Source organism: Paenisporosarcina quisquiliarum (assembly GCF_027563315.1).
GTDB lineage: Bacteria > Bacillota > Bacilli > Bacillales_A > Planococcaceae > Paenisporosarcina > Paenisporosarcina quisquiliarum.
The window spans coordinates 64726-91289 of the sequence record NZ_JAMKBJ010000002.1 but is presented as its reverse complement, the minus strand read 5'-3'; the positions used below and the strand labels follow the sequence as shown (position 1 = coordinate 91289).

The 26564-nt window shown below is 40.5% G+C and carries 28 protein-coding genes; 26 read left to right on the top strand and 2 right to left on the bottom strand.

Translation table 11 applies throughout. The annotated features are described in order from the left end of the window. The first annotated feature begins 11 nt into the window (after nucleotides 1–11). The 11 genes from M9R32_RS02700 (at nucleotide 12) to M9R32_RS02650 (ending at nucleotide 8697) form a co-directional block, all read left to right on the top strand. Nucleotides 12–533: a YqeG family HAD IIIA-type phosphatase gene (locus tag M9R32_RS02700; protein WP_269925211.1), complete on the top strand. Its 522-nt coding sequence runs from the start codon at nucleotides 12–14 to the stop codon at nucleotides 531–533. Further along, a complete protein-coding gene (gene yqeH / locus M9R32_RS02695) occupies nucleotides 530–1633 on the top strand; it encodes a ribosome biogenesis GTPase YqeH (RefSeq protein WP_269925210.1) in 1104 nt (367 codons plus the stop codon). Before M9R32_RS02700 ends, yqeH begins: the two co-directional genes overlap by 4 nt. A 12-nt stretch (nucleotides 1634–1645) precedes the next feature. Next, a complete protein-coding gene (gene aroE / locus M9R32_RS02690; protein WP_269925209.1) occupies nucleotides 1646–2488 on the top strand; it encodes a shikimate dehydrogenase in 843 nt (280 codons plus the stop codon). Continuing rightward, on the top strand, nucleotides 2475–2774 hold the full coding sequence (yhbY, locus tag M9R32_RS02685; RefSeq protein ID WP_269925208.1) for a ribosome assembly RNA-binding protein YhbY: 300 nt from the start codon (nucleotides 2475–2477) through the stop codon (nucleotides 2772–2774). Before aroE ends, yhbY begins: the two co-directional genes overlap by 14 nt. 2 nt (nucleotides 2775–2776) lie before the next feature. Continuing rightward, nucleotides 2777–3343, top strand: a complete 567-nt coding sequence (locus M9R32_RS02680; protein WP_269925207.1) for a nicotinate-nucleotide adenylyltransferase — start codon at nucleotides 2777–2779, stop codon at nucleotides 3341–3343. Further along, nucleotides 3336–3905, top strand: a complete 570-nt coding sequence (gene yqeK, locus M9R32_RS02675; RefSeq protein ID WP_269925206.1) for a bis(5'-nucleosyl)-tetraphosphatase (symmetrical) YqeK — start codon at nucleotides 3336–3338, stop codon at nucleotides 3903–3905. The genes M9R32_RS02680 and yqeK overlap by 8 nt, the downstream gene beginning before the upstream one ends. Beyond that, nucleotides 3906–4256, top strand: a complete 351-nt coding sequence (gene rsfS / locus M9R32_RS02670) for a ribosome silencing factor (RefSeq protein WP_269925205.1) — start codon at nucleotides 3906–3908, stop codon at nucleotides 4254–4256. It begins immediately after the preceding gene. Beyond that, complete coding sequence (locus M9R32_RS02665) at nucleotides 4256–4993, top strand: class I SAM-dependent DNA methyltransferase (protein ID WP_269925204.1); 738 nt, start codon at nucleotides 4256–4258, stop codon at nucleotides 4991–4993. Before rsfS ends, M9R32_RS02665 begins: the two co-directional genes overlap by 1 nt. Nucleotides 4994–5112: 119 nt before the next feature. After that, nucleotides 5113–5742 carry a helix-hairpin-helix domain-containing protein gene (locus M9R32_RS02660; protein ID WP_269925203.1) on the top strand — a complete coding sequence of 210 codons (630 nt, stop codon included), beginning with the start codon at nucleotides 5113–5115 and terminating at the stop codon, nucleotides 5740–5742. Between the two features lie 73 nt (nucleotides 5743–5815). After that, nucleotides 5816–6397 carry a ComE operon protein 2 gene (locus tag M9R32_RS02655; protein ID WP_269925202.1) on the top strand — a complete coding sequence of 194 codons (582 nt, stop codon included), beginning with the start codon at nucleotides 5816–5818 and terminating at the stop codon, nucleotides 6395–6397. 155 nt (nucleotides 6398–6552) lie between these two features. Next, nucleotides 6553–8697: a DNA internalization-related competence protein ComEC/Rec2 gene (locus tag M9R32_RS02650; protein ID WP_269925201.1), complete on the top strand. Its 2145-nt coding sequence runs from the start codon at nucleotides 6553–6555 to the stop codon at nucleotides 8695–8697. Nucleotides 8698–8714: 17 nt separating this feature from the next. On the opposite strand, the gene M9R32_RS02645 is transcribed toward M9R32_RS02650, so the two are convergent. Then, on the bottom strand, nucleotides 8715–8849 hold the full coding sequence (locus tag M9R32_RS02645; protein WP_016426870.1) for a YqzM family protein: 135 nt from the start codon (nucleotides 8847–8849) through the stop codon (nucleotides 8715–8717). Between the two features lie 166 nt (nucleotides 8850–9015). Here M9R32_RS02645 and holA point away from each other — a divergent pair, with 166 nt between their 5' ends. Beyond that, nucleotides 9016–10026 carry a DNA polymerase III subunit delta gene (holA, locus tag M9R32_RS02640; protein WP_269925200.1) on the top strand — a complete coding sequence of 337 codons (1011 nt, stop codon included), beginning with the start codon at nucleotides 9016–9018 and terminating at the stop codon, nucleotides 10024–10026. 397 nt (nucleotides 10027–10423) lie between these two features. Here holA and rpsT read toward each other — a convergent pair whose 3' ends face one another. Continuing rightward, nucleotides 10424–10672: a 30S ribosomal protein S20 gene (rpsT, locus tag M9R32_RS02635; RefSeq protein ID WP_269925199.1), complete on the bottom strand. Its 249-nt coding sequence runs from the start codon at nucleotides 10670–10672 to the stop codon at nucleotides 10424–10426. A gap of 211 nt (nucleotides 10673–10883) precedes the next feature. On the opposite strand from rpsT, the gene gpr reads away from it, so the two are divergent. The 14 genes from gpr (at nucleotide 10884) to floA (ending at nucleotide 26532) form a co-directional block, all read left to right on the top strand. Continuing rightward, on the top strand, nucleotides 10884–11933 hold the full coding sequence (gene gpr, locus M9R32_RS02630) for a GPR endopeptidase (RefSeq protein WP_269925198.1): 1050 nt from the start codon (nucleotides 10884–10886) through the stop codon (nucleotides 11931–11933). Nucleotides 11934–11965: 32 nt separating this feature from the next. Further along, nucleotides 11966–12793 (top strand): stage II sporulation protein P, encoded by an 828-nt coding sequence (gene spoIIP / locus M9R32_RS02625; RefSeq protein ID WP_269925197.1) that lies wholly within the window; start codon nucleotides 11966–11968, stop codon nucleotides 12791–12793. A 62-nt stretch (nucleotides 12794–12855) separates the two neighbouring features. Further along, nucleotides 12856–14679: a translation elongation factor 4 gene (gene lepA, locus M9R32_RS02620; RefSeq protein ID WP_269925196.1), complete on the top strand. Its 1824-nt coding sequence runs from the start codon at nucleotides 12856–12858 to the stop codon at nucleotides 14677–14679. Between the two features lie 67 nt (nucleotides 14680–14746). Continuing rightward, nucleotides 14747–15886 (top strand): radical SAM family heme chaperone HemW, encoded by a 1140-nt coding sequence (gene hemW, locus M9R32_RS02615; protein WP_269925195.1) that lies wholly within the window; start codon nucleotides 14747–14749, stop codon nucleotides 15884–15886. A gap of 94 nt (nucleotides 15887–15980) precedes the next feature. Next, nucleotides 15981–17015 carry a heat-inducible transcriptional repressor HrcA gene (gene hrcA / locus M9R32_RS02610; RefSeq protein WP_269925194.1) on the top strand — a complete coding sequence of 345 codons (1035 nt, stop codon included), beginning with the start codon at nucleotides 15981–15983 and terminating at the stop codon, nucleotides 17013–17015. Nucleotides 17016–17032: 17 nt separating this feature from the next. Further along, nucleotides 17033–17602 carry a nucleotide exchange factor GrpE gene (gene grpE / locus M9R32_RS02605; protein WP_269925193.1) on the top strand — a complete coding sequence of 190 codons (570 nt, stop codon included), beginning with the start codon at nucleotides 17033–17035 and terminating at the stop codon, nucleotides 17600–17602. Between the two features lie 33 nt (nucleotides 17603–17635). After that, a complete protein-coding gene (gene dnaK, locus M9R32_RS02600) occupies nucleotides 17636–19465 on the top strand; it encodes a molecular chaperone DnaK (protein ID WP_269925192.1) in 1830 nt (609 codons plus the stop codon). Between the two features lie 218 nt (nucleotides 19466–19683). Further along, nucleotides 19684–20796, top strand: a complete 1113-nt coding sequence (gene dnaJ, locus M9R32_RS02595; protein WP_269925191.1) for a molecular chaperone DnaJ — start codon at nucleotides 19684–19686, stop codon at nucleotides 20794–20796. A gap of 13 nt (nucleotides 20797–20809) precedes the next feature. After that, a complete protein-coding gene (gene prmA, locus M9R32_RS02590) occupies nucleotides 20810–21757 on the top strand; it encodes a 50S ribosomal protein L11 methyltransferase (RefSeq protein ID WP_269925190.1) in 948 nt (315 codons plus the stop codon). 7 nt (nucleotides 21758–21764) lie between these two features. Further along, the gene (locus tag M9R32_RS02585) at nucleotides 21765–22502 is read left to right on the top strand and encodes a 16S rRNA (uracil(1498)-N(3))-methyltransferase (RefSeq protein WP_269925189.1); all 738 of its coding nucleotides are present in this window, start codon (nucleotides 21765–21767) and stop codon (nucleotides 22500–22502) included. A 254-nt stretch (nucleotides 22503–22756) separates the two neighbouring features. Then, on the top strand, nucleotides 22757–23428 hold the full coding sequence (gene deoC / locus M9R32_RS02580) for a deoxyribose-phosphate aldolase (protein WP_269925188.1): 672 nt from the start codon (nucleotides 22757–22759) through the stop codon (nucleotides 23426–23428). Nucleotides 23429–23530: 102 nt separating this feature from the next. Further along, on the top strand, nucleotides 23531–23704 hold the full coding sequence (gene rpsU / locus M9R32_RS02575; protein ID WP_016426884.1) for a 30S ribosomal protein S21: 174 nt from the start codon (nucleotides 23531–23533) through the stop codon (nucleotides 23702–23704). 492 nt (nucleotides 23705–24196) lie between these two features. Continuing rightward, on the top strand, nucleotides 24197–25525 hold the full coding sequence (locus tag M9R32_RS02570) for an NfeD family protein (protein ID WP_269925187.1): 1329 nt from the start codon (nucleotides 24197–24199) through the stop codon (nucleotides 25523–25525). Continuing rightward, nucleotides 25522–26532 carry a flotillin-like protein FloA gene (floA, locus tag M9R32_RS02565; protein ID WP_269925186.1) on the top strand — a complete coding sequence of 337 codons (1011 nt, stop codon included), beginning with the start codon at nucleotides 25522–25524 and terminating at the stop codon, nucleotides 26530–26532. Before M9R32_RS02570 ends, floA begins: the two co-directional genes overlap by 4 nt. Nucleotides 26533–26564: the final 32 nt, after the last annotated feature.

Genomic DNA, 26564 nt, shown 5'->3' with positions numbered 1-26564 from the left:
AGTGTGTCACGGTGTATAAAAAATTTTTACCGAGCGAATTTGTGAAAAGTGTTTTCGACATTTCGCCAGAACGATTGCTTGATAAAGGAATCCGGGGAATCATTACGGATCTGGATAACACGTTAGTTGAATGGGACCGTCCAGATGCGACGCCAAAACTTGTGAACTGGCTGAAAAGTATGAAAGACGCAGGAATTCAAGTAACGATTGTTTCGAACAATAGCGAGATGCGCGTGAAATCATTCGCAGATCCACTTGGTATTCCTTTTATTTATAAAGCACGTAAACCGATGGGGAAAGCATTTCGTAAAGCGCTTCAATTAATGGACGTGAAACGTGAAGAAGTAGTAGTCATTGGCGATCAGCTGCTGACGGATGTTGTCGGAGGCAATCGCATTAAATTACATACGATTTTAGTATTGCCTGTCGCTAAATCGGACGGTTTTTTCACTCGTTTCAATCGATTGGTTGAACGTCGTATATTTAAAGCATTAAAAAGAAGAGGCTATGTAACTTGGGAGGAAGAAGTTTGACAAATATACCAACATGTATCGGATGCGGTACTCAAATACAAACACTAAATCCAAAAGAACCTGGATATGCACCACAATCTTCGTTGGAAAAAGAAGTAATCATTTGCCAACGTTGTTTCCGTCTGAAAAATTATAACGAATTGCAACCTGTTTCTTTAACAGATGACGATTTCCTTCGTATCCTGAACAGTCTGGGCAATGAGCAAGGTCTGATTGTGAAAATCGTTGACATTTTCGATTTCAATGGGAGCTGGTTACCAGGTTTGCACCGTTTTGTAGGGAATAATCCCATCTTACTTGTAGCGAACAAAGTGGATTTACTACCAAAATCAGTGAAGAAACATCGCGTTATCCAGTGGTTACAACAGGAAGCGAAGAAGTTAGGATTAAAACCAGTAGATGTCATGTTAGTCAGTGCCCATAAAGGGACAGGCATGGTAGAGGCAATGGAAGCGATCGATCGTCTTCGTGATGGTAAGAATGCATATGTAGTTGGATGTACGAATGTCGGAAAATCGACATTCATCAACCGTATCATCAAACAAGTGACAGGTGAAAAAGAAGTAATCACAACATCACATTTCCCTGGTACAACACTGGATTTAATTGAAATTCCATTGGATGACGATCAGTCACTTTATGATACGCCAGGGATTATCAATCACCATCAGATGGCGCATTTCCTGGACTCATCTGAGTTGAAATGGATTACACCTAAAAAAGAAATCAAACCGAAAATATTCCAATTGAATTCTGGGCAAACCTTATTCCTTGGTGGCCTTGCACGATTTGATTTCATACAAGGTGAACGAGCGTCATTTACGGTTCATATATCGAATGACTTAAATATTCACCGTACGAAACTTGAAAATGCGGATGCTTTGTATGCTGAACATCTTGGCGGAATGCTGGCACCACCTTCAGCAGAATTCAAAGATGATTTCCCGCCACTTGTTCGTCACGAGTTTTCTGTTAAAGCAGGGAAGACGGATATTGTGTTTTCCGGTCTGGGCTGGATTACTGTCAATCAACCAAACGTCGTGATTGCAGCGTACGCACCTAAAGGAGTAGAAATCCAAGTTCGTCCATCATTGATTTAGGGGGCGGCTGAAATGAAAAAATGGTATGCAGTCATTGGGGATCCAATTTCCCATTCGATGTCACCAAGCATGCACAGTAAGTGGTTTGCTGATTTATCAATCGATGCCACGTATATTCCGTTGCATATAAAAAGAGATAGGCTCGTGAATGCTGTCCAGTCACTTAAATGTTTAGGGGCGAGCGGTTGGAATGTAACCATTCCACATAAAGAAACCATCATCCCTTTGCTGGATCGTTTAGATTCGACAGCTGCCATGATGGGGGCTGTTAATACGGTCGTAGTGGAAGAGGATGGTTCCCTGACAGGTTATAACACCGATGGCATCGGGTTTGTCAATTCGCTGGAAGAGGCGATGGGGACAAACCTTAAAGAGTTGCCAATTTTAATCATTGGTGCCGGTGGCGCAGCAAGAGGGATTGCATTTGCTCTGAAAACTCAAGGATATAAAAGCATTTCTTGTGCCAACCGGACAATCGAATCTTCCAAACGATTAATCAATGATATAGAAGGTGATCGTGCGCTGTCACTTTCACAGGCTGAATCAGAACTTGCACAGTTTCTAATCATTATCCAAACAACGCCTGCTGGGATGAAAACATCTGAAGTGGACATGCCAATGTCGCTTGAAAATGTAACATCTTCAGCAATTGTTGCGGATATTGTGTATAATCCATTATTGACGCCTTTTTTGGCGGAAGCAAAAGATCGAGGAGCACGTTGTTTAAATGGCGTTGGGATGTTTGTACATCAAGGAGCATTCTCATTTCAAAAGTGGACAAATCGCAAACCTGATACGAAACAAACGATAGAGCAAGTCGAACAAACACTAGGAGGTCCACATGTTAACAGGTAAACAAAAACGTTTTTTACGTAGTCAAGCACATCATTTATCACCTATTTTCCAAGTAGGAAAAGGCGGAGTAAATGAACATATGCTGAAACAAATTCAAGAGGCTTTAGAAGTTCGTGAACTGATTAAAATCAGCATTTTGCAAAATTGTGAAGACGATAAGCAAGAAGTGGCTGAGCAATTGGCAAAAGGAACAAAGGCGGAACTTGTCCAATTAATCGGCTTGACGGTCGTATTATACAAGGCTTCTAAAAACAACAAAAAAATCGAATTGCCGACAAGAGGCTAACGATGAAAAAAGTGTGCATTTTTGGCGGGACTTTCAATCCTCCACATATTGGACATTTAATCATGGCAAATGAAGTGTATCATGCTCTGGATTTCGATGAACTTCGATTCATGCCGAATGCTAAGCCACCTCATAAAGAAGCATCGAATCTGGTTAGCGGTGAGCAAAGACTGCACATGTTGCAACTTGCTACCGAGCCATTTTCATATTTTCAAGTGGAACCGCTTGAGATTGAAAGAGGCGGCTTATCATATACGTTTGATACGATGAATGAACTGAAATCTCGCGAGTCACAAACACAATTCAGTTTTTTGATTGGTGCCGATATGATTTCTTCTTTGGACAAATGGTATAAGATTGATGAACTGGTCGAAGAAGTCAATTTGATCGGTGTTCGACGTCCAGGATTTGAAGAACGTTCTGATTATCCTGTGACATTAATTGATGCACCGTTAATTGATTTGTCGTCTACCACGCTACGCAATCGGTTCAAAGAAGGAAAAGATGTATCCTTGTTACTACCAGAAAATGTACAAACTTATATTCGTCAGGAGAAATTGTATGAATAGAGATGATTTGATAAATGCTATACGTACGCGGATGCCTGAGAAACGAGTCGTGCATACTTTAGGAGTAATGGAAACCGCTATTCGATTGGCGAAAGTATATGGCGTATCTGAACAAGATGCTGAACTTGCGGCCATTTTACATGATGTCGTGAAATTTGCAGATAGGGAATGGATGAAACAAACCATTGTCGAACAACAGATGGACCCAATCCTTTTAAATTTTCATCATGAACTGTGGCATGCCCCAGTCGGCGCATATGTAGCTCAACAGGAATTTGGTGTGTCAAATCAAGATGTATTAAACGCGATTTGCTACCATACAACTGGCAGAGCCAACATGACAAAACTTGAAAAAATACTTTATTGTGCCGATATGATAGAACCGAACCGAAAGTTTCCTGGAGTCGATGACTTAAGACAACAGGATGAACAAGGATTAAATGAGCTAATGAAAGCTTGTGTACAACGTTCAATACAATTTTTAATGCAAAAAAATCAACCGGTATATCCGGATTCCATTCATTGTTATAATGATTTGGTTACACGAAAGGAAAATGACTGAATGACAGTTCCAACATTATTAGAGGTTGCTTATAAAGCAGCAGATGACAAACGCGCAGAAGATATCGTCGTATTGAATATGAAAGGTGTATCTTTGCTTGCCGATTACTTTATTATTTGTCACGCAAATTCTGACCGTCAAGTGCAAGCAATTGCAAAAGAAATGGCAGATCAAGCTGGCAAATCAGGTTTTGATGTGAAACGATTAGAAGGATTTGACTCAGCTCGTTGGGTATTAGTGGACATGGGCGACGTGGTTGCACATGTATTCCATAAAGATGAACGCGCATTTTATAACTTGGAACGTTTATGGGGAGATGCACCAATCATCTCTGTAGACTCAGAAGCGTAATGTCTAGTTATAAAGAGTTTGCACACATTTATGATGCCTTAATGACCGATATTCCGTATGACAACTATGTTGATAAGGTTGTTTCAAGTGTTGAAAATGTGAATGGGAAATCTTTATTAGATATTGGTTGTGGAACCGGAGTCCTGTCTGCGAAATTTGCAGAACAGGGTTTTCTTGTTCAAGCAGTCGATTTGTCCGAGGAAATGCTTGCGATTGCAGCTGACCGTTTTCAAAAACAAGGTCTTGCTATTCCACTGTTCCATGTCTCCATGACGGATCTGGATGGATTCGAGGAAATCGATGTAGCTGTTCTATCGATTGATTCGTTGAATTATCTAGAGGATGAAGAGCAGGTCCTGCAGACGTTTAAAGGCATTTATGAATCACTTGCGGATGGTGGACAACTTTTCTTTGATGTTCATTCTGTTTACAAAATGGATGAATTATTTTTGGACGGCCCATTTACATACGAAGATGAAAACGTTGCCTATATATGGAACACTGAGCCAGGTGAGCAACCTCACTCCGTTTATCATGATTTAACATTCTTTATGAGAAATAAAAGTGGGTCATATGACCGGTTCGAAGAAAGTCATTATCAACGTTCGTTTGCAATTGAAGATTATCTGTCATTTTTACAACAAACAGGATTCTCAAAGATTGAAGTTTCCGCAGACTGGACGAATGAGTCGCCTGAAGAAAACAGTGAACGAATCTTCTTCCATGCAATCAAATAATAGTTCCGACCCAGATTCACATAAAACTTTCCAATAATGAGCAATTCGTTTATAGTATGGATAACTCCATAAGAATTGCTCCCTGTAGGAAAGGATGACCCGATCTGATTCCCGCATGGATGAAAAAACATACAAATAAAGTTGCGTTAGCTGTTGCAGGAACCATTTTATTTGTCCTATTGTTTAAACCATTTGCAAACGAGCCGGCACCCCCACTTGCCAATACGCTCGATACCATTCAAACCCCCATCGTAAAACCAATTCCAACTGAAGAACACAATGAAACGGATGAACCTGACAAAGAAATGACTGAAGTCGTTGTGGTTGATATCAAAGGACAAGTCCTTGTTCCAGGCGTTTATACATTGCCTCAAGGTAGTCGTGTACTGGATGCCATTCAGCTTGCTGGCGGTATTTTGCCATCCGCTGAAGAAAAAGCTTTGAATCTCGCTGCGAAATTAATTGATGAAATGGTCATTTATGTCCCATTGATTGGAGAAACAGAAGGCCCAATTTCGATTCCTTCCACGCCAGATGGTTCTTCAACAAAATCAACAATAATCAACATCAATTCTGCAGATGAAACTACTTTAATGACACTTCCCGGGATTGGTCCTTCAAAGGCAAAAGCCATATTAGCCTACAGGGAAGAAAAAGGGCTTTTTCAAACGATTGAGGAATTGAAGGAAGTTTCCGGAATCGGTGATTCGACATTCGATAGCTTGAAAGATTTCATTTCGATTAAATAAAATCATCTACAATTGACGTTTGAAACATGTTCCTACTAAACTAGATATGAGTTTACAATCAGGGGGCGTTATTATGGAGCGAATAACATGGGACCAATTCTTTATGGCACAAAGCCATTTACTAGCACTTAGAAGCACATGTACAAGACTGGCGGTAGGTGCGACCATCGTTCGGGATAAACGAATCATGGCAGGCGGTTATAATGGTTCCATCTCTGGAGGCGATCATTGTATCGATCAGGGTTGTTATGTCGTGGATCACCATTGTGTCCGTACGATTCATGCGGAAATGAACGCCTTGCTTCAATGTTCAAAATACGGCATTTCGACGAATGAAGCTGATTTATATGTGACGCATTTTCCATGCCTTCCATGTACAAAATCAATTATTCAATCGGGTATCCGACGTTTATATTACGCGAAAGATTATAAAAACAATGAATATGCGATTCAATTACTTGCCCAGGCAAATGTGGAAGTTGTGCATGTGCCATTTGATGAGCGAAAAATCGATTTCTTAAGCGACCAGAAAATCACATTGTATTTGGACATGCTTCAAAAATTAAGGGAGAATGGTGTTTCTGCAGAAGAACTGGCTTCATACGAAGCGCAGGTGAATGAGTTATTTGGCAATACCATTGGAGACAACGTTTAATCTATTTAGCTATCGCAGCCATTGTTTCAACGAGCGCGGCAATTGGCTACAACCAATTTCTCGTGATACATGCACCACTTATTCTACTATTTGTCCGTAATCGATTACCGATATTTTTTTTATTAAGCTATGTAGCAGTAGCCATTTTTTTCTTTATGCATGCACAAGACAAGATGTCGATCAAAGTAGATGATATTGCTGCTCACGAAGATGTTTTTACCTGGACTTCAACCCATTCGATTAGTGGCTCGAAGATCAGGGGCTTTGCTGTCAATCAGCATGAACAAAAGTGGTATCTGACCTACGCTTTTGAATCTGAAAAAGAGAAGGTCTCTTTTCTGAATCAGTCTTTGACAGGTGCCGCTTTTTTGATGAAGGGACAAGAAACCGAATTGCCGCTGCCTGCACATGAATATGGTTTCGATATGCACACGTATTTAAAAAGCCATGGGGCTCAAGGAATGTTAACGGTCATTTCGATGAAACAAGTCTTGCAGCCTGAAGGCGTAACCGGCTGGATTGCCAAGCAGCGGTTTCAGATGGAGAAGCATATTGAACTTCATTTTCCACTTTCACTTCAACCAGAAACCAAGGCGCTTTTACTTGGTTCGAGAGATGATGTGGACCCACAGGAAAGTCGTGCCTATCAAATACTTGGCATCACTCATTTATTTGCTATTTCAGGACTGCATGTGGCGTTTCTGACCTTTATTTTTTATCAATCGCTCCTCAGGCTGTCGATCCGAAAAGAAGTCGCTGTGTGGTGTTTGCTGATTTGTTTGCCAGTCTATGCTAGTTTAGTAGGTGGCGCTCCATCTGTGTGGCGGGCGGTGGGAGTAGTAGAAATACTGTTACTCTCAAGACAGTTCCATATGCGAGTCGCAATACAGGACGCCTTTGCCATCAGTTTACTTCTATATATTTATTTGCAGCCAGGTGTGTTGCTTCAAGTTGGCTTTCAATTGTCGTATGTGGCAGCCGCTGTATTGCTATTTTCTTCACCTTTTCTACAAGCCCAATCCACAGTGTTCAAGCAATCTTTCTGGATTACATTTCTTTGTCAGATTGGGGTTGCACCGATTCTTCTTTATCACTTTTACGAAATTTCTCTTTCCTCTTTTGTGGTAAATCTTCTGTTCGTACCGCTCTTTTCCGTCATTATTTTACCGATTAATTTAATGTTATTTCTATTTACATTCATCCTCCCGTCGTTAGCTGATATCCTATTTATCCTCTATGAACCTTTAAGAATGGCTCTAACCATGTTCATCCTGAAACTGGCTTCCTTGCCGCATCAGTTATGGAATCCCGGCAAACTATCTAACTGGCAGATGATTGTTGCTTTTACAGGTGTAGTAGGTACATTTTTTGTTCTTGAGCTTCAATACTCTTTTAAACGTCTCGCCTTGACATTAGGTTTACCGATTATCATCATTCAGGGTTCATTGTACTTCGACTCTGCAATCGAAGTTACGTTCTTGAATGTTGGGCAAGGAGATGCAACACTTATTGAGCTCCCGCACCGTCAAGGAACCATTTTGATTGATTCAGGAGGTTTATTGCGGTTTGATCAATCTGCTTGGAAACAATCTGGCAGCCCTTTTGAAATTGGAAGGGAAGTAATTGTGCCTTTCCTAAAAGGACGGGGCATTCATACGATTGATACGTTTGTATGGACACATGCGGATAGTGACCACGTGGAAGGGGCAGAAGAAATACTGGAGGAAATGAATGTAAAAGAAATTCATGTAACGCCTGGAGCAATTACCGAAGATACATTGCAACAAGCTTTACAAACAGCATTGACTAAAAATATTCCAGTTAAAGAAAAAATGGCGGGGGATGGTTTTCGCATCGGTGATTCTAATTTCACCTATTTATCGCCACAAGATACGACGTACGAAGGCAATAATGATTCTCTCGTTCTCTATTTAAAGCATGAGTTGTTTACAGCATTGTTTACGGGAGATTTAGAACAAGATGGAGAAGAGAATTTACTGAAGAGTTATGCTGGTATACAAAATCTCATGTTACTAAAAGCTGGACACCATGGGAGTAACACGTCAAGTTCCGAGGCATTTTTAAAGCGGCTTCAACCAAGGCTCACCATATTTTCAGCAGGTCAAAACAACCGTTATGGGCATCCAAGCCCTGACGTGATTGAGAGATTCAAGGACCTTCACTTGCCCACGCTAACGACTGCTGATGTAGGCTCCATACATGTCCGGTATAATCAACAAGTAATGACTGTACAAACGTCATACGAAAAAAGCATAAAAAAAAGAGACCTTTCAAAATGAGAAGTCTCTTTTCTTGCTTATTTTGTAATGAAGTCAATTACAGTCGCAATGGTGAAAATCGCTGCAAAGAAAACAAAAGATACAACGAAACCAATACCCGAGTCAACCACATCGTTACGTCTGGTTTGGACATTCTTTTCAAATTCGTTCATTGCTACCCCTCCTAATTCAAATTAATTATAAGTGATTGCTTCGGAAAAATCCATAAACAACAAGTTTTTTTCAGTGATTTCAAGTGAATGACACATTTTGTTCAAACACCTGTGGTTTTTAATTTCATGTATAATGTAAGGGAAAGTGTGTCAGAGGAGGTTCTTCATGTTCTCAAGTATTTGGAAAAAGATTCAAAACGGTGAATTCAGCCCGATTTATTTGCTTGTCGGCACTGAGCATTACTTTTTCGACGAAACGATCCGTCGTCTGAAAGAATCACTAAATCAAGCCGGTGAAACGGATGTACTGGTCTTCGATTTAGATGAAGTTCCCGTTCAGCATGTAATAGAAGAAGCGGACACCATTCCGTTTTTTACAGATCGTAAATTAATTATCGCCAAAAATGCCTCCTTTTTAAAAGCGACAGAAAAAGGAAAAGAAAAAATAGATCATGATTTGAAAGCATTTGAAAATTGGGTTCAGCATCCATCTGAAACAGCAATCACCGTTTTTATCGCTCCTTATGAAAAATTGGACGAGCGTAAAAAAGTGACGAAACTGATGAAGGATAAAGCTCTGTTACTGGAAGCGAAACCATTGGAAGGTAATGATCTTACAGTATGGGTGCAATCAATCGTCTCGAAGGAACACAAAAGCATGACGGCAGATGCCATAGCCCGATTAATTGAAACGGTAGGACAGGACTTAGTGCAACTACAGTCTGAATTACATAAGATGGCAACCTATATCGGGGAAGAACCCGAAATCACGAAAGATGTCGTGGAATTGTTGATGACGCGTACATTGGAACAGGACGCTTTCCAGTTACTCAATGCTTATCTGCGTGGAGATACATCAACGGCGTTGTCGGTCTACCATGATTTGTTACGTCAAAAAGAAGAACCAATTATGTTGACTGCCTTGCTCGCTTCACAAATTCGTCTCATGTCGAATGTACGCTATCTGCAAAAGAAAGGCTATCATGCACAGGCAATCGCGAAGCAACTAAAAGTCAATCCGTACCGGGTCAAACTGATTGTCGAAAGCAGACAGCAGGTGGGCGAAGAACGATTACTCGAAGTGTTGCATCGACTTGCAAGTGCTGACTATCAATTAAAAACCAGCAGCGGCCGACGTGAACGAATCCTGGAATTGTTTTTAATGAATCGATTATAAATAAATGGACTTGAATCGCATTATTTAAAGCGGATCAAGTCCGTTTTTTTATTGAAGGCTATGTTAAATGTTGCTGTTGATATTCCTCAAAACAGCTACGCTTTCCGCGGGCTTGCGCCGAACTAACTCGGACTAAATGTCCGAGTGGATTTCAGCACTTCGCTGTTCCCGCAGGAAGATATTGGTCGAATGGCCAATATCTTTGCGACGAGTAACCGCAGGAGCATCTTAGTTGAACAAAGGCTAAGAACGCCACCTCGTGTGGCAACGCCTTTGTGACCAACATCCTGTTGGCCCGACGTCTGAAAAATAGTCGTTCACGTCTGAAATAAATTCTGCATCCAGTAAAAGTCAAAAAAAGACCAGATTCGGCAATCGAATCTGGTCTTTCATATAATTACGCTTTTTTCATTAACTGAGCTTTTTTACGAGCCGCTGTGTTTTTATGAATTAATCCTTTAGAAGCTGCTTTATCTACTTGCTTGATAGCAGATTGTAAAAGTTCTTTTACGTTTTCTTCGTTGTTAAGAGAAGCATTTTCAGCTTTCTTAACTGCTGTACGCATTGTAGACTTCGTGTGAGAGTTTTGTGCGTTAGCAGAAGCATTCGTTTTTACACGTTTGATTGCAGATTTAATGTTTGGCATATCTTTCACCTCCTATAAAAGGTCCGAGATCAAGAGATTCTCGAGTTTAAGCGTTTTTGCGCATTTAAGGCGCTATTTGCTTTAAGTATTAGATCAGTAATATCAATACAACAAGCATTATTTTAACAAACCAAAAATTAAATTGCAATAGATTCACGCAAAGAATATTTACTTGACACCTTGGGCAAACTTTTTTATGAGGTGATTTTAGATGGAATTACGTAATTTAATGCGGACGGATTTAATTGATGAAGCCACAGAAGTGGTTCAGCATCGAACAGAAAAAGAGAAAGATACATTGTATGAAACGCCTGGGATTCAAATGAATGAAGAACGAAAAGGCCGTGTTCATATAACCCATATTGAAACGAATGAAGAAGGGGCAGAGTCGATTGGCAAAAAAGCAGGGACCTATATTACTTTATCCGTTCCCACTTTGACAGCCGAAGACGACGAAGGTTTCAAGGAACTGGAACAACAATTTATTCAATCACTCGAAGATATTCATAAACAACTAAATTTTACTGCACAATCCAAAGTTCTTGTTATTGGATTGGGAAATCGGACAATTACACCGGATGCAATTGGTCCTTTAGCCATTGACCGTTTCCATGAAGAAATGTTTCATTTTCCATTCGAAACAGGTCAAGTCGTTTTTTATGCACCGGGAGTAACAGGTCAAACCGGTCTCGAGACAGGCGAGTTTGTGAAAGCGATAGCAGAACATGTCAAACCGGATCTAATTTTGATTATTGATGCACTGGCAGCTCGAAATCAAGACCGTCTCTGTAAAACCATTCAGTTGACTAATACCGGTATTCACCCTGGTTCAGGTGTCGGGAATGCACGTAATGAAATTTCACATGAATCGTTGGGGGTTCCTGTCACTGCGATCGGTGTGCCAATGGTTGTGGATGCGCCCGTGCTGGTTGTGGACGCAATTGAGACGGTATTCAAAGTGATTTCTGCCCAAATTGGGGAAACGACCAAACCTTCTTCTGCACTATCTGTGGGATCATGGTTGAGAAGCACAGACGAACCTGTAAACGTTGAAGCCATTAAACCGATTTTCGGTGAATGGGCAGGCTGGTCAAGCGATGAAATCCGAGCGCTATTACAAGAAGTATTGCCTCCTCATCATCAGCAATTATTCGTAACCCCAAAAGAAACGGATACTTGGGTGGTAAGGCACGCGGATATGATACAGGCTGGTGTTATGAAGTGGCTTCAAGAGGATATTTTTAGTTCTAACCGACTCTAGTCCTACGTAAGTTGTAGGAGGAGGGGTGAACAATGCGCAAAACATTGCAGAAAGTCATGAGTTTCTATCTATTTTTATTTTTAATGCCAATATTATTAATTAAACTCCCCATGCTCGCCTTTGGAAGCAATGCAACAGAAAAGGTTGAAACTCAACCAGTAGCGTACGCAGCAAATGTAACGAAAGAAATCACAAATGAACCCACAAAAGAAATTACAGTGAATCCAACAACCAATCCCATTAATGTTTTGGTTTATTTCACACATATTCAGGAATCGTATCAGCCGATCGTTGAAAAGAAATTAGGACTGAAAGCAGTTAATTATCACCCTACCGCCAACATATCAAATGTTAGTGACCTTGTTGTCCAGCATTTCAGTTTGAATGGCGATACGGTTGATGTGCTGAAATTCGACAATATGAATCGTATGCAAATAACCGGCGCCTATACAAAAATCCGTCCACATTTGCTAAAGCAGTTAGCAGACAATCACTATGATGTTCTTCTAGATATTCATCGTGATTCCATCAAACGCGAAAAGACAACAACGCAGTTTAACGGAACGACATATGCGAAATTATCATTTGTTGTAGGGGCTGAACATGCAAACTATAAATTAAATGAAGCTTTTGCCAAAGCTATTTCCAATGAAGTGAATGGAATGGTTCCAGAAATCTCCAAAGGTGTATTGCAAAAAACCAGAGATACTGGGAATGGGGTTTATAATCAGGATCTTTCAAGCCGCTCACTTCTGGTTGAACTGGGTGGAATTGAGAATACGGAAGAAGAAATCAATCGGACCATTGCCATCCTCACAAAGGCAATTTCCAACTTCTTTGAGGAGACGTCTGAAACCTAACATTGAAGAAAGAACTGTTCACTGCTATAATTCTAGATAGTTTAATTAGGAGTGGACATTGCATGAATCGAGAAGAACGTAACAAACGTCAACAGAATATCCGAAATTTTTCAATTATCGCCCATATCGATCACGGTAAATCAACATTAGCCGATCGAATTTTAGAACAAACAAAAGCATTGACTTCAAGAGAAATGAAAGCTCAACTTCTCGATTCAATGGATTTAGAACGTGAACGTGGTATTACGATCAAGTTGAATGCCGTACAACTGAACTACCGCGCAAAAGACGGCGAAGATTACACGTTCCATTTAATTGATACACCGGGACACGTCGATTTCACATATGAAGTATCTCGAAGCTTGGCTGCCTGTGAAGGGGCAATTCTCGTTGTGGACGCTGCGCAAGGAATCGAAGCGCAGACGTTGGCTAACGTTTATTTAGCGTTGGACAATGAACTTGAAATTTTACCGGTCATCAATAAAATTGATTTACCGGCAGCTGATCCAGAACGCGTTCGCGGAGAAATTGAAGAAGTCATCGGTCTCGATGCTTCTGAAGCCGTTCTTGCTTCCGCAAAAGCTGGTATCGGTATTGTAGAAATTCTGGAACAAATCGTTGAAAAAGTGCCCGCTCCGACTGGAGACCCTGAGGCACCTTTAAAAGCACTTATTTTTGATTCCCTTTATGATCCTTACCGTGGTGTAGTAGCTTATATACGCGTTATGGAAGGAACGGTACGTCCTGGGGACAAAATCCGCATGATGGCTACCGGGAAAGAATTCGAAGTAATAGAAGCTGGAGTGTTTACTCCTAAAGCTACGCTTCGTGATGAACTGACTGTAGGGGATGTAGGTTTCTTAACTGCTGCAATCAAAAATGTTGGAGATACACGTGTCGGGGATACGATTACCCATGTTGCTAAACCTGCAACTGAATCATTACCAGGTTACCGTCGTTTAAATCCGATGGTATATTGTGGTTTGTACCCGATTGACACGTCTAAATACAATGATTTACGCGACGCACTTGAAAAGCTTGAACTGAATGATGCGGCTCTTCAATTTGAGCCCGAGTCTTCTCAAGCGCTTGGATTTGGCTATCGTTGTGGATTCCTTGGACTTCTTCATATGGAAATCATTCAGGAACGTTTGGAGCGCGAATTCAATATTGATTTGATTACGACTGCTCCAAGCGTAATTTATGATGTTCATATGACAGATGGTCAGATTAAAAAAGTGGACAACCCGTCAATGATGCCGGATCCACAAAAAATCGACCGTATTGAAGAGCCTTACGTAAAAGCTACCATCATGGTGCCGAACGATTTTGTTGGCGTGGTTATGGAACTTTGTCAAAAGAAACGTGGTAATTTCATGACGATGGATTACATCGACAAAACGCGTGTAAGTATCATTTATGAAGTTCCATTATCTGAAGTTGTTTACGATTTCTTTGACCAATTGAAATCAGGAACGAAAGGCTATGCGTCATTTGATTATGAATTGATCGGATACAAACCTTCGAAACTTGTGAAGATGGATATCCTATTGAATGCAGAACAAGTGGATGCTCTAAGCTTTATCGTGCATAATGATTTTGCTTACGAACGCGGAAAAATTATTGTTGAGAAATTGAAGAAATTAATTCCTAGACAGCAATTTGAAGTGCCGATCCAAGCAGCAATCGGACAAAAAATTGTCGCACGTTCGACAATCAGTGCCATTCGTAAAAACGTTCTTGCCAAATGTTACGGTGGAGATATTTCACGTAAACGTAAACTTCTTGATAAACAAAAAGAAGGTAAGAAACGTATGAAACAAGTAGGTTCAGTAGAAGTGCCTCAAGAAGCGTTCATGGCTGTACTGAAAATGGATGAAGATTGATTAAAATATGGTTGTTAATGGAGGCTACTAGTTGGCCTCCTTTTTCTATAAGAAAGAAGGAAATGCCATGATTAAAGGAGCTTATATTCATATTCCTTTTTGTCATCAAATATGTCACTACTGTGATTTCAATAAAGTATTCTTTAAAAATCAACCCGTCGACGAGTATATAGAGACGCTCGGGATGGAAATGAAGATGTTTGCTGAAAAATATAAAGAACATTTACATATTGAAACGATCTTTCTGGGTGGTGGAACGCCGACCGCATTAAGTGCGGACCAATTGGAAAGATTGTTCGAGCTGATTAAACAGTATTTACCGATGCAGCATGTACAGGAATTTACTTCTGAAGCAAATCCGGATGAATTGACCTACGATAAATTAGTTGTCATGAAAAACAATGGAATCAATCGACTTAGTTTGGGTGTTCAAAGTTTTGATGCGGATATATTAAGCCGATTGGGCAGGACGCATTCGAACGAACATGTATATAAAACAATTCAGATGGCGAAAGACATTGGCTTTACAAATATCAGCATTGACTTAATGTACGGTTTACCTGGCCAAACGATGGATCAGTGGAATTTCACGCTTCAAAAAGCGCTAGAACTGGATCTGCCGCATTACTCCGCATATTCATTGATTGTTGAACCTAAGACCGTTTTTTATAATTTAATGACCAAAGGCAAGCTGATTTTACCAGGTGAAGATCTGGAAGCGGATATGTATTCCTTATTAATGGACGCTATGGCATCAAAAGGTATTCAACAATATGAAATCAGTAATTTTGCAAAGCCGGGGTTCCATTCAAAACATAACAACTTATATTGGGACAATGTAGAATACGCAGGGTTTGGGGCAGGTGCACATGGCTATGCTTTAGGAAATCGATACGCAAATATCGGACCTATTAAAAAATATATGGACGCACTATTATCTGGTGAGTTGCCGATAAATTCAACACACGAAGTAACAGCTGTAGAACGAATGGAAGAAGAAATGTTTTTGGGCTTGCGAAAAGTGTCAGGAATTGATAAAAAACAGTTTAAAGATAAATTCGGTAAGACATTAGAAGAAATGTATGGACAAGTACTATCCAAACATATAGATACTGGTTCAATAATTGATACTCATGACCGTGTCGCGTTAACTCGAAAAGGAAGATTTATCGGAAATGAAATTTTCCAATCTTTTTTAATGGAATAAATAATCGTATCCGTTGACTTTAGTCAACGGATTTGATAATTTATGTATGAGTATTAGCACTCGCAAGTGATGAGTGCTAACAGAGGTGATAATCATGTTAACGAACCGACAATTGCTTATACTGCAAGTAACAGTTGATGACTTCATTCAGACTGCTCAACCTGTGGGATCAAGGCAACTATCTAAAAAAGAAGAAGTGCCGTTCAGTCCTGCAACGATTCGAAATGACATGGCTGATTTAGAAGATTTAGGTTATTTGGAAAAAACGCATACGTCGTCTGGTCGTATACCTTCTGAAAAAGGGTATCGATTTTATGTTGATCATTTGCTTACGCCTCAACTTGCATCTTCAGATGACATGCAACAAATTCAATCTGTCTTCCACGAAAGAATTACAGAGACGGAACAAGTCATTCAGAAAACGGCCATGATTTTGTCCGAATTGACGAGCTATACGTCGATTTTGCTGGGACCTGATGTACGCAAACACCGAGTTAAACGATTCTCAATCGTTCCTTTAACAAATGATTCGGCAGTCGCGATCATCATTACTGACTCAGGTCATGTAGAAAATCGATTGTTCCAATTGCCTCAAGGGCTGACAGCATCTGATATTGAGAAGATGGTAAACATTTTAAATGAACAGCTGACCGGTGTTCACTTACATGAACTTCAACGTGTTCTTGAAAAAGAAACGGCCGCTTTATTAAAACAGCATATTGGTCGTTACGGTGAACTCATGGCTTCATTTGGTGCAGCTATCTCTAGCCCACATGAAGAAAAAGTATTCTATGGCGGCAAATCGAAACTGCTTCATCATCCAGAATTCAGTGACCTTCAAAAGGCACGGGGTTTAATTACGATGATGGATCAGGCAAATCAAATTTCATCGCTGTTTTCGCCGAACCAAGCGGGTATTCATATTCGGATTGGTTCTGAAAATAACCTGATGGAAATGGAAGACTGCAGTGTGATCACAGCATCTTACACCATCGGGGAAGAACAAATGGGCTCCATTGCTATTATTGGCCCGACAAGAATGGACTATCGACGAGTCGTCACTTTATTGGATGTTATGAGTGGGGATTTGTCTCGTGAACTCACACGCATTTTGCGTGGCTCACGATAAAGAAGGAGGAAATAAACGTGTCGCAATCTGAAGAAAAAGAAGTTGTTTCAAACACGGAACAAGAAACCGTGGAACCTTCCGAGCAAGCAACTGGTTCGGAAGAAGAACTAGCAAATCAGGAAACAAACAGTGAAGAGCCAACTGAGCTCGAATTGTTACAAAAACAATTGGATGAAGAAACAAACCGTCATTTGCGTTTGCGTGCAGACTATGAAAACTTTAAGCGTCGAGCACATTTAGACCGTGAAGCTGCGGATAAATATAAAGCACAGAACTTGCTTTCAAACTTATTGCCAGTACTAGATAACTTCGAGCGCGCGATGCAAGTTGAATCAGCTTCGGAAGAATCTCAATCATTGCGTAAGGGATTAGAAATGGTCTACAAGACATTGGTTGAAGCGACTGAAAAAGAAGGATTGCAAGTAATTGAAGCAGAAGGCGTTGAGTTTGATCCGAATTTACACCAAGCCGTTATGACGGAAGCGGACGACTCAAAAGAATCAGGCATCGTGTTACAAGAGTTGCAAAAAGGGTACAAGTACAAAGATCGCGTGCTTCGACCTACAATGGTAAAAGTAAACGAATAACCTAACTTTCAAACATCTAGGAGGAATTATAGAATGAGTAAAATTATCGGTATTGACTTAGGTACAACAAATTCATGTGTGGCAGTTCTTGAGGGTGGAGAACCAAAAGTAATCCCAAATCCAGAAGGTAACCGTACAACTCCATCGGTTGTAGCATTCAAAAATGGCGAACGCCAAGTTGGGGAAGTAGCGAAACGTCAATCTATTACAAACCCAAACACAATTCAATCAGTTAAACGTCATATGGGTACAGACCATAAAGTGAAAGCTGAAGACAAAGAATATACACCTCAAGAAGTTTCTGCAATGATTCTTCAATACCTAAAAGGTTATGCAGAAGATTACTTAGGTGAAAAAGTAACGAAAGCTGTTATTACAGTTCCTGCTTACTTCAATGACGCAGAGCGTCAAGCAACTAAAGATGCTGGCCGTATCGCAGGTTTAGAAGTAGAACGTATTATTAACGAACCAACTGCAGCAGCACTTGCTTACGGTTTAGATAAAATGGATCAAGACCAAACAATTTTAGTATATGACCTTGGTGGTGGTACGTTTGACGTATCTATCCTTGAATTAGGCGATGGCGTATTCGAAGTACGTTCAACTGCCGGTGACAACCGTCTTGGTGGAGATGACTTTGACCAATTATTAATGGATTATTTCGTTGCTGAGTTCAAAAAAGAAAACGGCATTGATTTATCAAAAGATAAAATGGCTACACAACGTTTGAAAGATGCAGCTGAAAAAGCGAAAAAAGATCTTTCTGGTGTAACTTCTACTCAAGTTTCATTACCATTCATCACAGCTGGCGAAGCAGGTCCTCTTCACTTAGAAATGACTTTAAGCCGCACGAAATTTGACGAATTAACTGCTTCTTTAGTAGAACGTACAATGGTACCGACTCGTCAAGCATTAAAAGATGCTGACCTTTCACCTTCACAAATCGACAAAGTTATTTTAGTTGGTGGATCTACTCGTATCCCAGCGGTACAAGAAGCAATCAAAAAAGAAACAGGCAAAGAACCACACCGTGGAGTTAACCCGGATGAAGTAGTAGCAATGGGTGCTGCAGTTCAAGGTGGCGTATTGACTGGAGACGTTAAAGATGTAGTACTTCTTGACGTAACTCCTTTATCACTTGGTATCGAAACAATGGGTAGCGTGTTCACGAAGTTAATCGAACGTAACACAACGATTCCAACATCTAAATCACAAACATTCTCGACAGCAGCAGATAACCAACCAGCTGTAGACATTCATGTTTTACAAGGTGAGCGTCCAATGGCAACTGATAACAAAACTTTAGGTCGTTTCCAATTGGCAGATATTCCACCAGCACCACGTGGCGTACCTCAAATCGAAGTTACTTTCGATATCGATAAAAATGGTATCGTAACAGTTAAAGCGAAAGATTTGGGAACTCAAAAAGAACAAAATATCACGATTCAATCAAATACAGCTTTAACTGACGAAGAAATCGATCGTATGGTGAAAGAAGCGGAAGCAAATGCTGAAGCGGATAAAGCTCGTAAAGAAGAAGCTGAATTGAAAAATGAAGCGGATCAAATGGTCTTCATGACTGAAAAAACATTAAAAGATTTAGAAGGCAAAGTTTCTGAAGAAGAGAAGAAACAAGCTGAAGATGCGAAGGACGAGTTAAAAGCTGCTCTAGAAGCGGGCAACTTAGAAGACATTCGCACGAAAAAAGACAAGCTGAATGAAATCGTTCAAGCACTAACAATGAAAATGTACGAACAAGCTGCTGCTGAAGCTCAAGGAGCAGAAGGTGCTGAAGGCTCTAAAAAAGATGATGGTGTCGTAGACGCTGAATTCGAAGAAGTAAACGACGATAACAACAAGTAAGACATGATAGACAACCGAAAAAGTCAAAGTCTGGAATACCGACTTTGGCTTTTTCAATGTCTTTGGCATTGCAGATAATCGCGTGTTACAATAGATGCTATGCCGCAGTAAGTTGTCATATTTTTTTTTGAAAAAAACGACAACTATTAGCTCGTATGGTAACGATTAATACACTGAAAATACAGTTTTTTATGAAAGTTTAATCAGGAGTGTGACAAATGAATAAACGAGATTACTATGAGGTACTAGGATTAACAAAAAGTGCTTCAAAAGACGAGATAAAAAAAGCGTATAGAAAACTGTCGAAACAATTCCATCCGGATATTAACAAAGAGGCGGATGCTGTCGATAAATTCAAGGAAATAACAGAAGCATATGAAGTGTTGAGCGATGATCAGAAAAAAGCTCAATATGATCAATTCGGTCATGCCGGCCCTAATCAAGGATTCGGTGGCGGTGGAGATGGATTCGGATTCGATGACATTTTCAGTTCATTCTTTGGTGGAGGAGGATCACGTCGTCGTGACCCGAATGCCCCACGTAAAGGTGAAGACCTACAGTATTCCATGACCATCGATTTTGAAGAAGCTGTTTTCGGCAAAGAGACTGAAATTGAAATTCCGAAAGAAGAAACGTGTGATACTTGCCACGGAAATGGTGCTAAACCTGGTACATCACCTGAGACTTGTCATCACTGTCAAGGAACAGGCCAGTTAAATGTGACCCAGGATACACCATTCGGACGTATGGTGAATCGTCGTGCGTGTCATCACTGTCAAGGAACAGGTAAGTTAATCAAAGATAAATGTTCAACTTGTCATGGTCAAGGCACTGTGAAAAAACGCAAGAAAATTAAAGTAACAATTCCTGCTGGTGTTGATGATGGTCAACAATTGCGAGTTTCCGGACAAGGGGAGCCAGGTAAAAATGGCGGACCAGCCGGCGATTTATATGTAGTGTTCCGCGTTAGACCTCATGATCGCTTTGAACGTGACGGAGATGATATTTATTTCGAATTGAAATTAACCTTCCCTCAAGCATCTTTAGGCGATGAAATTGAAGTGCCAACAGTAAACGGCAAAGTGAAACTGAAAATTCCAGCCGGAACACAATCCGGAACGACATTCCGCTTAAAAGGCAAAGGCGTGAAAAATGTTCATGGTTACGGAATCGGTGATCAACACGTAGTAGTGAAAGTGATGACGCCATCTAAATTAACTGAGAAACAAAAACAACTGTTAAGAGATTTTGCTGAAATCAGTGGCGACATCCCTGAAGAACAAAGCAGTTCATTATTTGATAAAATCAAACGCACGATAAAAGGTGACTAAGGAGTTGACGCAGGTGAAGTGGTCAGAGCTTTCCATTCATACGACGCATGAAGCGGTAGAAGCAGTTTCGAATATTTTGCACGAAGCAGGAGCAAGCGGTGTTGTCATTGAGGATTCAGAGGAGTTCGCACGAGAACGCGAGGATCAATTCGGTGAAATTTATGCGTTGAATCCAAATGATTTCCCGACAGAAGGAGTTATTCTGAAAGCTTATTTACCCGTTACAAGTTTTTTAGGTGAAACAGTCGAAGAAGTGAAGCTCGCGATCAATAACCTCATCAATTATGATATCAACATTGGCGAAAACGTTGTGAAAATCAGTGAAGTCAATGAAGAAGAATGGGCAACTGCATGGAAGAAATACTATCATCCAGTGAAAATTTCGGAACGCTTTACGATTGTCCCTACTTGGGAAACATACGAGCCGGTTTCAACAGATGAATTGATTATCGAACTGGATCCTGGAATGGCATTCGGTACCGGAACTCATCCGACAACCGTCATGTGTCTTCAAGCACTTGAGAAGACTGTAAAACCTGGTGATTATGTTACAGATATCGGCACCGGTTCAGGTGTTTTGGCAATCGGTGCAGCTTTGCTTGGAGCAAAACATGTGCATGCACTAGATTTGGATGAAGTAGCTGTGCGTTCTGCAAAAATCAATGTCAAACTGAACAAAGTTCAAAACACGACAGAAGTTGTCCATGGCAACTTGCTGGATACTGTCAACGAGCCATCTGATGTTGTTGTGGCGAATATTTTAGCTGAAATCATCATGTCCTTTACTCAAGATGCATTCAAGGTCGTTAAAGAAGGCGGATTGTACATTACTTCTGGAATCATCGGAGCGAAAAAAGACGATGTAAAGCAGTCTCTTGAAGCGGCTGGCTTTATAATTGAAGAGGTCATGATGATGGAAGACTGGGTAACAATCATTTCTAAGAAACCAGTGAAGGAATAAATAATAGATGCAAAGATACTTTATTCAAGAACCATTAGTGGATGAAATGGCTGTCATATCTGGCGATGATGCCAAACATATTCAAAAAGTGATGCGTATGCAAGAAGGTCAATCCATCATTATTGTTTCTGAAGGCAAGGCTTACGAAGCAACAATAGAACGTTTCGAAGGCCAGGACGTGCGGGTGAGAAAATCATCGGATGCGTTGCGCTCAAATGAACTGCCTATCCAAGTAACCATCTGTTGTGGATTGCCAAAAGGTGAAAAATTAGATTTGATTACGCAAAAAGCAACGGAACTTGGGATGCATGAACTCGTTCTGTTTGAAGCGGAACGCTCCATTGTGAAATGGGACGCTCAAAAAGGCAGTAAAAAACAACAACGTCTGCAAAAAATCGCAAAAGAAGCTGCAGAACAATCTCACCGAAATGTAGTTCCGACCATCCAGGATATTGTGACATTTAAGCAATTACTTCAAATGACCGAGAAATACGATGTATGTTTCGTTGCTGATGAAGAAGACGCGAAGCTGGAAAAAAGAACGCGTTTTGCTGAAACGTTATCAAGAAAGAATGGTCAGCAATCAATCTGTGTCGTCTTTGGACCAGAAGGTGGGTTGTCCCGAACAGAAATACAAGCTTTAATGGATCGGGGATTCCAATCTATTTCATTAGGACCGCGTATATTAAGAGCCGAAACAGCTCCTTTGTATGTATTATCTGCCATTTCCTATGAATTTGAATGATAAGTTTAAATCGTGGTTATGCTAAATCCGTGGATTAGCGTGATTGATCAAAAAAATCCAGTACATTTCGGTGTACTGGATTTTTATGCGATTGGAATTCTCCTAAAGAGGATTCCCGAAAAGAACTGTTCAAACCGCGAAAAGATAATTTCACAATTGGCTTTGTGTCAACTTTATGTGATTTTTAGTGAAAAGCAAGGACTATCATGGTAAAATGAAGAGGTACGGACAACTTCCGAAAGGGTGAAACCATTTTGACTACAAATATTGCGTCAATGATCGATCATACATTATTGAAACCTGAAGCTACTAAAGAGCAAGTGGAAAAACTTTGTGCAGAAGCTAAAGAATACACATTTGCATCTGTTTGCGTAAATCCAACTTGGGTAAAAACATCTGCTGAACTTTTAACAGGAACTCCTGTAAAAGTTTGTACAGTAATCGGTTTCCCACTTGGTGCATCTACACCTGAAACGAAAGCATTCGAAACAACGGATGCAATTAATAATGGTGCTGGTGAAATTGATATGGTATTAAATGTGGGCGCTTTGAAATCTCAAGACCTTGATTTAGTAAAACGCGACGTAGAAGCAGTAGTAAATGCTGCTAAAGGGAAAGCAATTGTGAAAGTAATTTTAGAAACTTGTTTGCTGACTAAAGAAGAAATTAAAGTTGCAAGCCAATTGTCTAAAGACGCTGGAGCAGACTTCGTTAAAACATCTACTGGTTTTTCTACAGGTGGAGCAACATTTGAAGACGTTGCATTGATGCGCGAAGTAGTTGGACCAGACCTTGGTGTGAAAGCATCTGGCGGCGTTCGTAGCTTGGAGGATGTTCAAAAAATGATCGAAGCAGGGGCTACTCGTATTGGTGCAAGTTCTGGTGTTCAGATCATGCAAGGATTAACTTCTAACTCAGACTATTAATTATCGAGAACGTATTGACCAAAATGATATGATACGATATAATTTTGGAGTACATAACACTAGGTTATGTATTGACGTGTGTTCGGAGGGAGGGAAAGAGAGATGTCAAAAACTGTCGTTCGCAAAAACGAATCGCTTGAAGATGCTCTTCGCCGCTTCAAACGTACTGTTTCTAAAAGTGGAACAATACAAGAGGTAAGAAAACGCGAGTTTTATGAAAAACCAAGTGTAAAGCGTAAAAAGAAATCAGAAGCTGCGCGTAAGCGTAAATTCTAATTTAACCTTTACGGAATCTTGAATCGCGATTTTCAGGTAACCAAGCGTAAAGCGTAATAAGAAATCAGAAGATGCGCGTAAACGTTAGTGATCAATTCCTTTAATCCCTACGTTCATAACACGTACTACTTGATGACTAAAGAAATTCCATATGTAAGCCGAGAAATCTACTGATTTCTCGGCTTATTTTATTTTCCTCTATTTTGAGGAGATTTGAGTTTTACACCTATCATATTGGTTGAAGCGAGTGGATGAAAATTGTTTTCGACTGGACGGAAGCTTCCCTCGTATTCAACGGAAATTATAAACACTTCTACATCATTCTCCGTGAAAGTATTAATCCTTTGCCATTTCACACAAAATAAAAAATTTCTTCCTATTATTCATTCACATGCTATTTCCCACATTTTTTTCTTCTTTATGAATCTTTTTTCCTGTTCATCCGTACATACTATAGAAAGCCTAATTGTTACATAGATAAGGAGGGGCGTTATGAGGTGGACGCGGGTTGTAAGTGGGTATTTACTGCTCTTCATTTCCATTCTATTAATCTTGCCTAGCTTGCCCGTCAACGCATCGGAAATTTATCGGATCCCTATAAAGGATGAAGTGGAAAAAGGTTTATATGCCTTTTTGCAACGTGCTTTTGAAGAAGCGGAAGAAGCGGGTGCTGATGTTGTAATTTTAGACATCAATACGCCTGGTGGATTTGTGGATTCTGCTGAAAACATCGCGAAGTTAATGGATGAAACACCATTGAAAACGGTCGCATTTATCAATCAAAATGCGTTATCAGCAGGTGCTTTTATTGCATTGCACGCAGATGAAATTTATATGGTGCCAAGCGGACGTATCGGAGCTGCGAAAGTAATAGATGGTGCAGGGAACGCTGCGGAAGAGAAAGCCAATAGTGCTTGGTTGACATCGATGAAAACAGCTGCGGAATCATCTGACCGTGATCCCCTGTATGCTCTGGCGATGGCAGATGAATCAATAGACTTACCAGAGTACCGCGCGGGGGAAGGGAAACTTCTAACGTTGTCAGCTACTGAAGCTGAAGAAGTTGGCTATTCTGAGGGCACTGTTGCTTCATTCGAGGCCTTATTGAAGGAATTGGAGCTGAATAAAGCGAATGTTACTTCAGTAAATGAAACGTTTGCTGAGAAAGTAGCGCGCTTTGTGACTGATCCAATAATTGTTCCTATTCTTTTATCGATCGCAAGTCTGGGATTGGTTGTTGAATTATATTCACCTGGGTTCGGCGTTGCCGGAACAATGGGCTTGACTGCGATAGGGTTATTCTTTTTCGGTCATATGGTTGCAGGATTGGCAGGATATGAATCTATTCTTCTGTTTGTCCTTGGAGTGGGTTTTATTATTGCTGAATTTTTCCTTCCAGGTGCCATAGCGGGTATAATAGGGGCAGCATTAATTATCGGAAGTATACTTCTTGCGGGGGGAAATGTGTTCCACATGGGAATTGCCGTGTTGATCGCATTGATGGTCGCAATTGTAGGAATGGTGATACTCATGAAATTTTTTGGAAAGAACCTCAAGCTGTTCAATAAAATTATTTTGAAGGATGCAACGGATACAGAGCATGGCTATGTATCGAACGTCAACCGCTATGAATTAATTGGTAGAATGGCTGTAAGTATGACACCACTTCGTCCATCTGGAACGATTATGTTGGATGGTGAACGAATCGATGCAGTCACTGAAGGTGGCTACGTTGATGCGAATAAAATTGTAAAAATTATTAAAGTTGAAGGCTCTCGCACGGTTGTACGGGAAGTCAAAGAAGGGGAGAATGAAGCATGATTGAAGGAATTACTGGAAGCACAATCGGCATTATCATTGCCATTATAGCCGCATTCATACTGCTGGCTATCTTCATGACGTTTGTACCGATTGCGTTATGGATCTCGGCATTGGCAGCTGGAGTACGCATCAGCATATTTACATTAGTGGGGATGAGATTACGACGCGTTATTCCATCACGCATTGTCAATCCGTTAATTAAAGCACATAAAGCTGGTTTATCTGTAACGATTAATCAACTCGAAAGTCACTACTTAGCAGGCGGTAATGTTGACCGCGTTGTGAATGCATTGATTGCCGCGCATCGAGCAAATATTGATTTGCCGTTTGAACGTGCAGCTGCGATTGACCTTGCAGGCCGTGATGTTCTTGAAGCGGTGCAAATGTCTGTAAATCCTAAAGTAATTGAAACACCTTTTATCGCTGGTGTAGCAATGGATGGTATTGAAGTGAAAGCAAAAGCGCGTATCACAGTTCGTGCCAATATCGATCGTTTAGTCGGTGGTGCTGGTGAAGAAACCATCGTTGCCCGAGTAGGTGAAGGGATTGTCTCTACGATTGGTTCAAGCACTAACCATAAAAAAGTATTGGAAAATCCGGATATGATTTCTCAAACTGTTTTATCAAAAGGTCTTGATTCAGGAACGGCTTTTGAAATCTTATCCATCGATATCGCGGACGTTGATATCGGTAAAAATATCGGTGCAGAACTTCAAACGGAGCAAGCGGAAGCTGACAAGAAAATTGCTCAAGCTAAAGCCGAAGAACGCCGTGCCATGGCTGTTGCAACTGAACAAGAAATGATTGCAAAAGTACAGGAAATGCGTGCGAAAGTTGTTGGAGCTGAGGCTGAAATTCCTTTAGCTATGGCAGAAGCATTGCGCGAAGGAAACATCGGTGTAATGGACTATATGAATTACAAAAATCTGCAAGCTGATACGAGCATGCGCGATTCAATCAGTAAAATTGGCGGCGATAAATCTAAAACTGACCTGACTCAAGATTAATCCAGATCAGCAGCCCTTTAAGGAGGGATTTG

Excerpts from the sequence above, each read along its gene's own strand:
- M9R32_RS02570 (WP_269925187.1), top strand. The coding sequence starts at position 24,197 with ATGAGGTGGACGCGGGTTGTAAGTGGGTATTTACTGCTCTTCATTTCC.
- rpsT (WP_269925199.1), bottom strand. The coding sequence starts at position 10,672 with ATGCCAAACATTAAATCTGCAATCAAACGTGTAAAAACGAATGCTTCT.
- M9R32_RS02650 (WP_269925201.1), top strand. The coding sequence starts at position 6,553 with ATGCATGCACAAGACAAGATGTCGATCAAAGTAGATGATATTGCTGCT.
- dnaJ (WP_269925191.1), top strand. The coding sequence starts at position 19,684 with ATGAATAAACGAGATTACTATGAGGTACTAGGATTAACAAAAAGTGCT.
- floA (WP_269925186.1), top strand. The coding sequence starts at position 25,522 with ATGATTGAAGGAATTACTGGAAGCACAATCGGCATTATCATTGCCATT.
- aroE (WP_269925209.1), top strand. The coding sequence starts at position 1,646 with ATGAAAAAATGGTATGCAGTCATTGGGGATCCAATTTCCCATTCGATG.
- dnaK (WP_269925192.1), top strand. The coding sequence starts at position 17,636 with ATGAGTAAAATTATCGGTATTGACTTAGGTACAACAAATTCATGTGTG.
- M9R32_RS02585 (WP_269925189.1), top strand. The coding sequence starts at position 21,765 with ATGCAAAGATACTTTATTCAAGAACCATTAGTGGATGAAATGGCTGTC.
- lepA (WP_269925196.1), top strand. The coding sequence starts at position 12,856 with ATGAATCGAGAAGAACGTAACAAACGTCAACAGAATATCCGAAATTTT.
- spoIIP (WP_269925197.1), top strand. The coding sequence starts at position 11,966 with ATGCGCAAAACATTGCAGAAAGTCATGAGTTTCTATCTATTTTTATTT.
- hrcA (WP_269925194.1), top strand. The coding sequence starts at position 15,981 with ATGTTAACGAACCGACAATTGCTTATACTGCAAGTAACAGTTGATGAC.
- M9R32_RS02645 (WP_016426870.1), bottom strand. The coding sequence starts at position 8,849 with ATGAACGAATTTGAAAAGAATGTCCAAACCAGACGTAACGATGTGGTT.
- holA (WP_269925200.1), top strand. The coding sequence starts at position 9,016 with ATGTTCTCAAGTATTTGGAAAAAGATTCAAAACGGTGAATTCAGCCCG.
- M9R32_RS02665 (WP_269925204.1), top strand. The coding sequence starts at position 4,256 with ATGTCTAGTTATAAAGAGTTTGCACACATTTATGATGCCTTAATGACC.
- rpsU (WP_016426884.1), top strand. The coding sequence starts at position 23,531 with ATGTCAAAAACTGTCGTTCGCAAAAACGAATCGCTTGAAGATGCTCTT.
- hemW (WP_269925195.1), top strand. The coding sequence starts at position 14,747 with ATGATTAAAGGAGCTTATATTCATATTCCTTTTTGTCATCAAATATGT.
- rsfS (WP_269925205.1), top strand. The coding sequence starts at position 3,906 with ATGACAGTTCCAACATTATTAGAGGTTGCTTATAAAGCAGCAGATGAC.
- M9R32_RS02655 (WP_269925202.1), top strand. The coding sequence starts at position 5,816 with ATGGAGCGAATAACATGGGACCAATTCTTTATGGCACAAAGCCATTTA.
- gpr (WP_269925198.1), top strand. The coding sequence starts at position 10,884 with ATGGAATTACGTAATTTAATGCGGACGGATTTAATTGATGAAGCCACA.
- yqeK (WP_269925206.1), top strand. The coding sequence starts at position 3,336 with ATGAATAGAGATGATTTGATAAATGCTATACGTACGCGGATGCCTGAG.
- M9R32_RS02680 (WP_269925207.1), top strand. The coding sequence starts at position 2,777 with ATGAAAAAAGTGTGCATTTTTGGCGGGACTTTCAATCCTCCACATATT.
- M9R32_RS02660 (WP_269925203.1), top strand. The coding sequence starts at position 5,113 with ATGAAAAAACATACAAATAAAGTTGCGTTAGCTGTTGCAGGAACCATT.
- yhbY (WP_269925208.1), top strand. The coding sequence starts at position 2,475 with ATGTTAACAGGTAAACAAAAACGTTTTTTACGTAGTCAAGCACATCAT.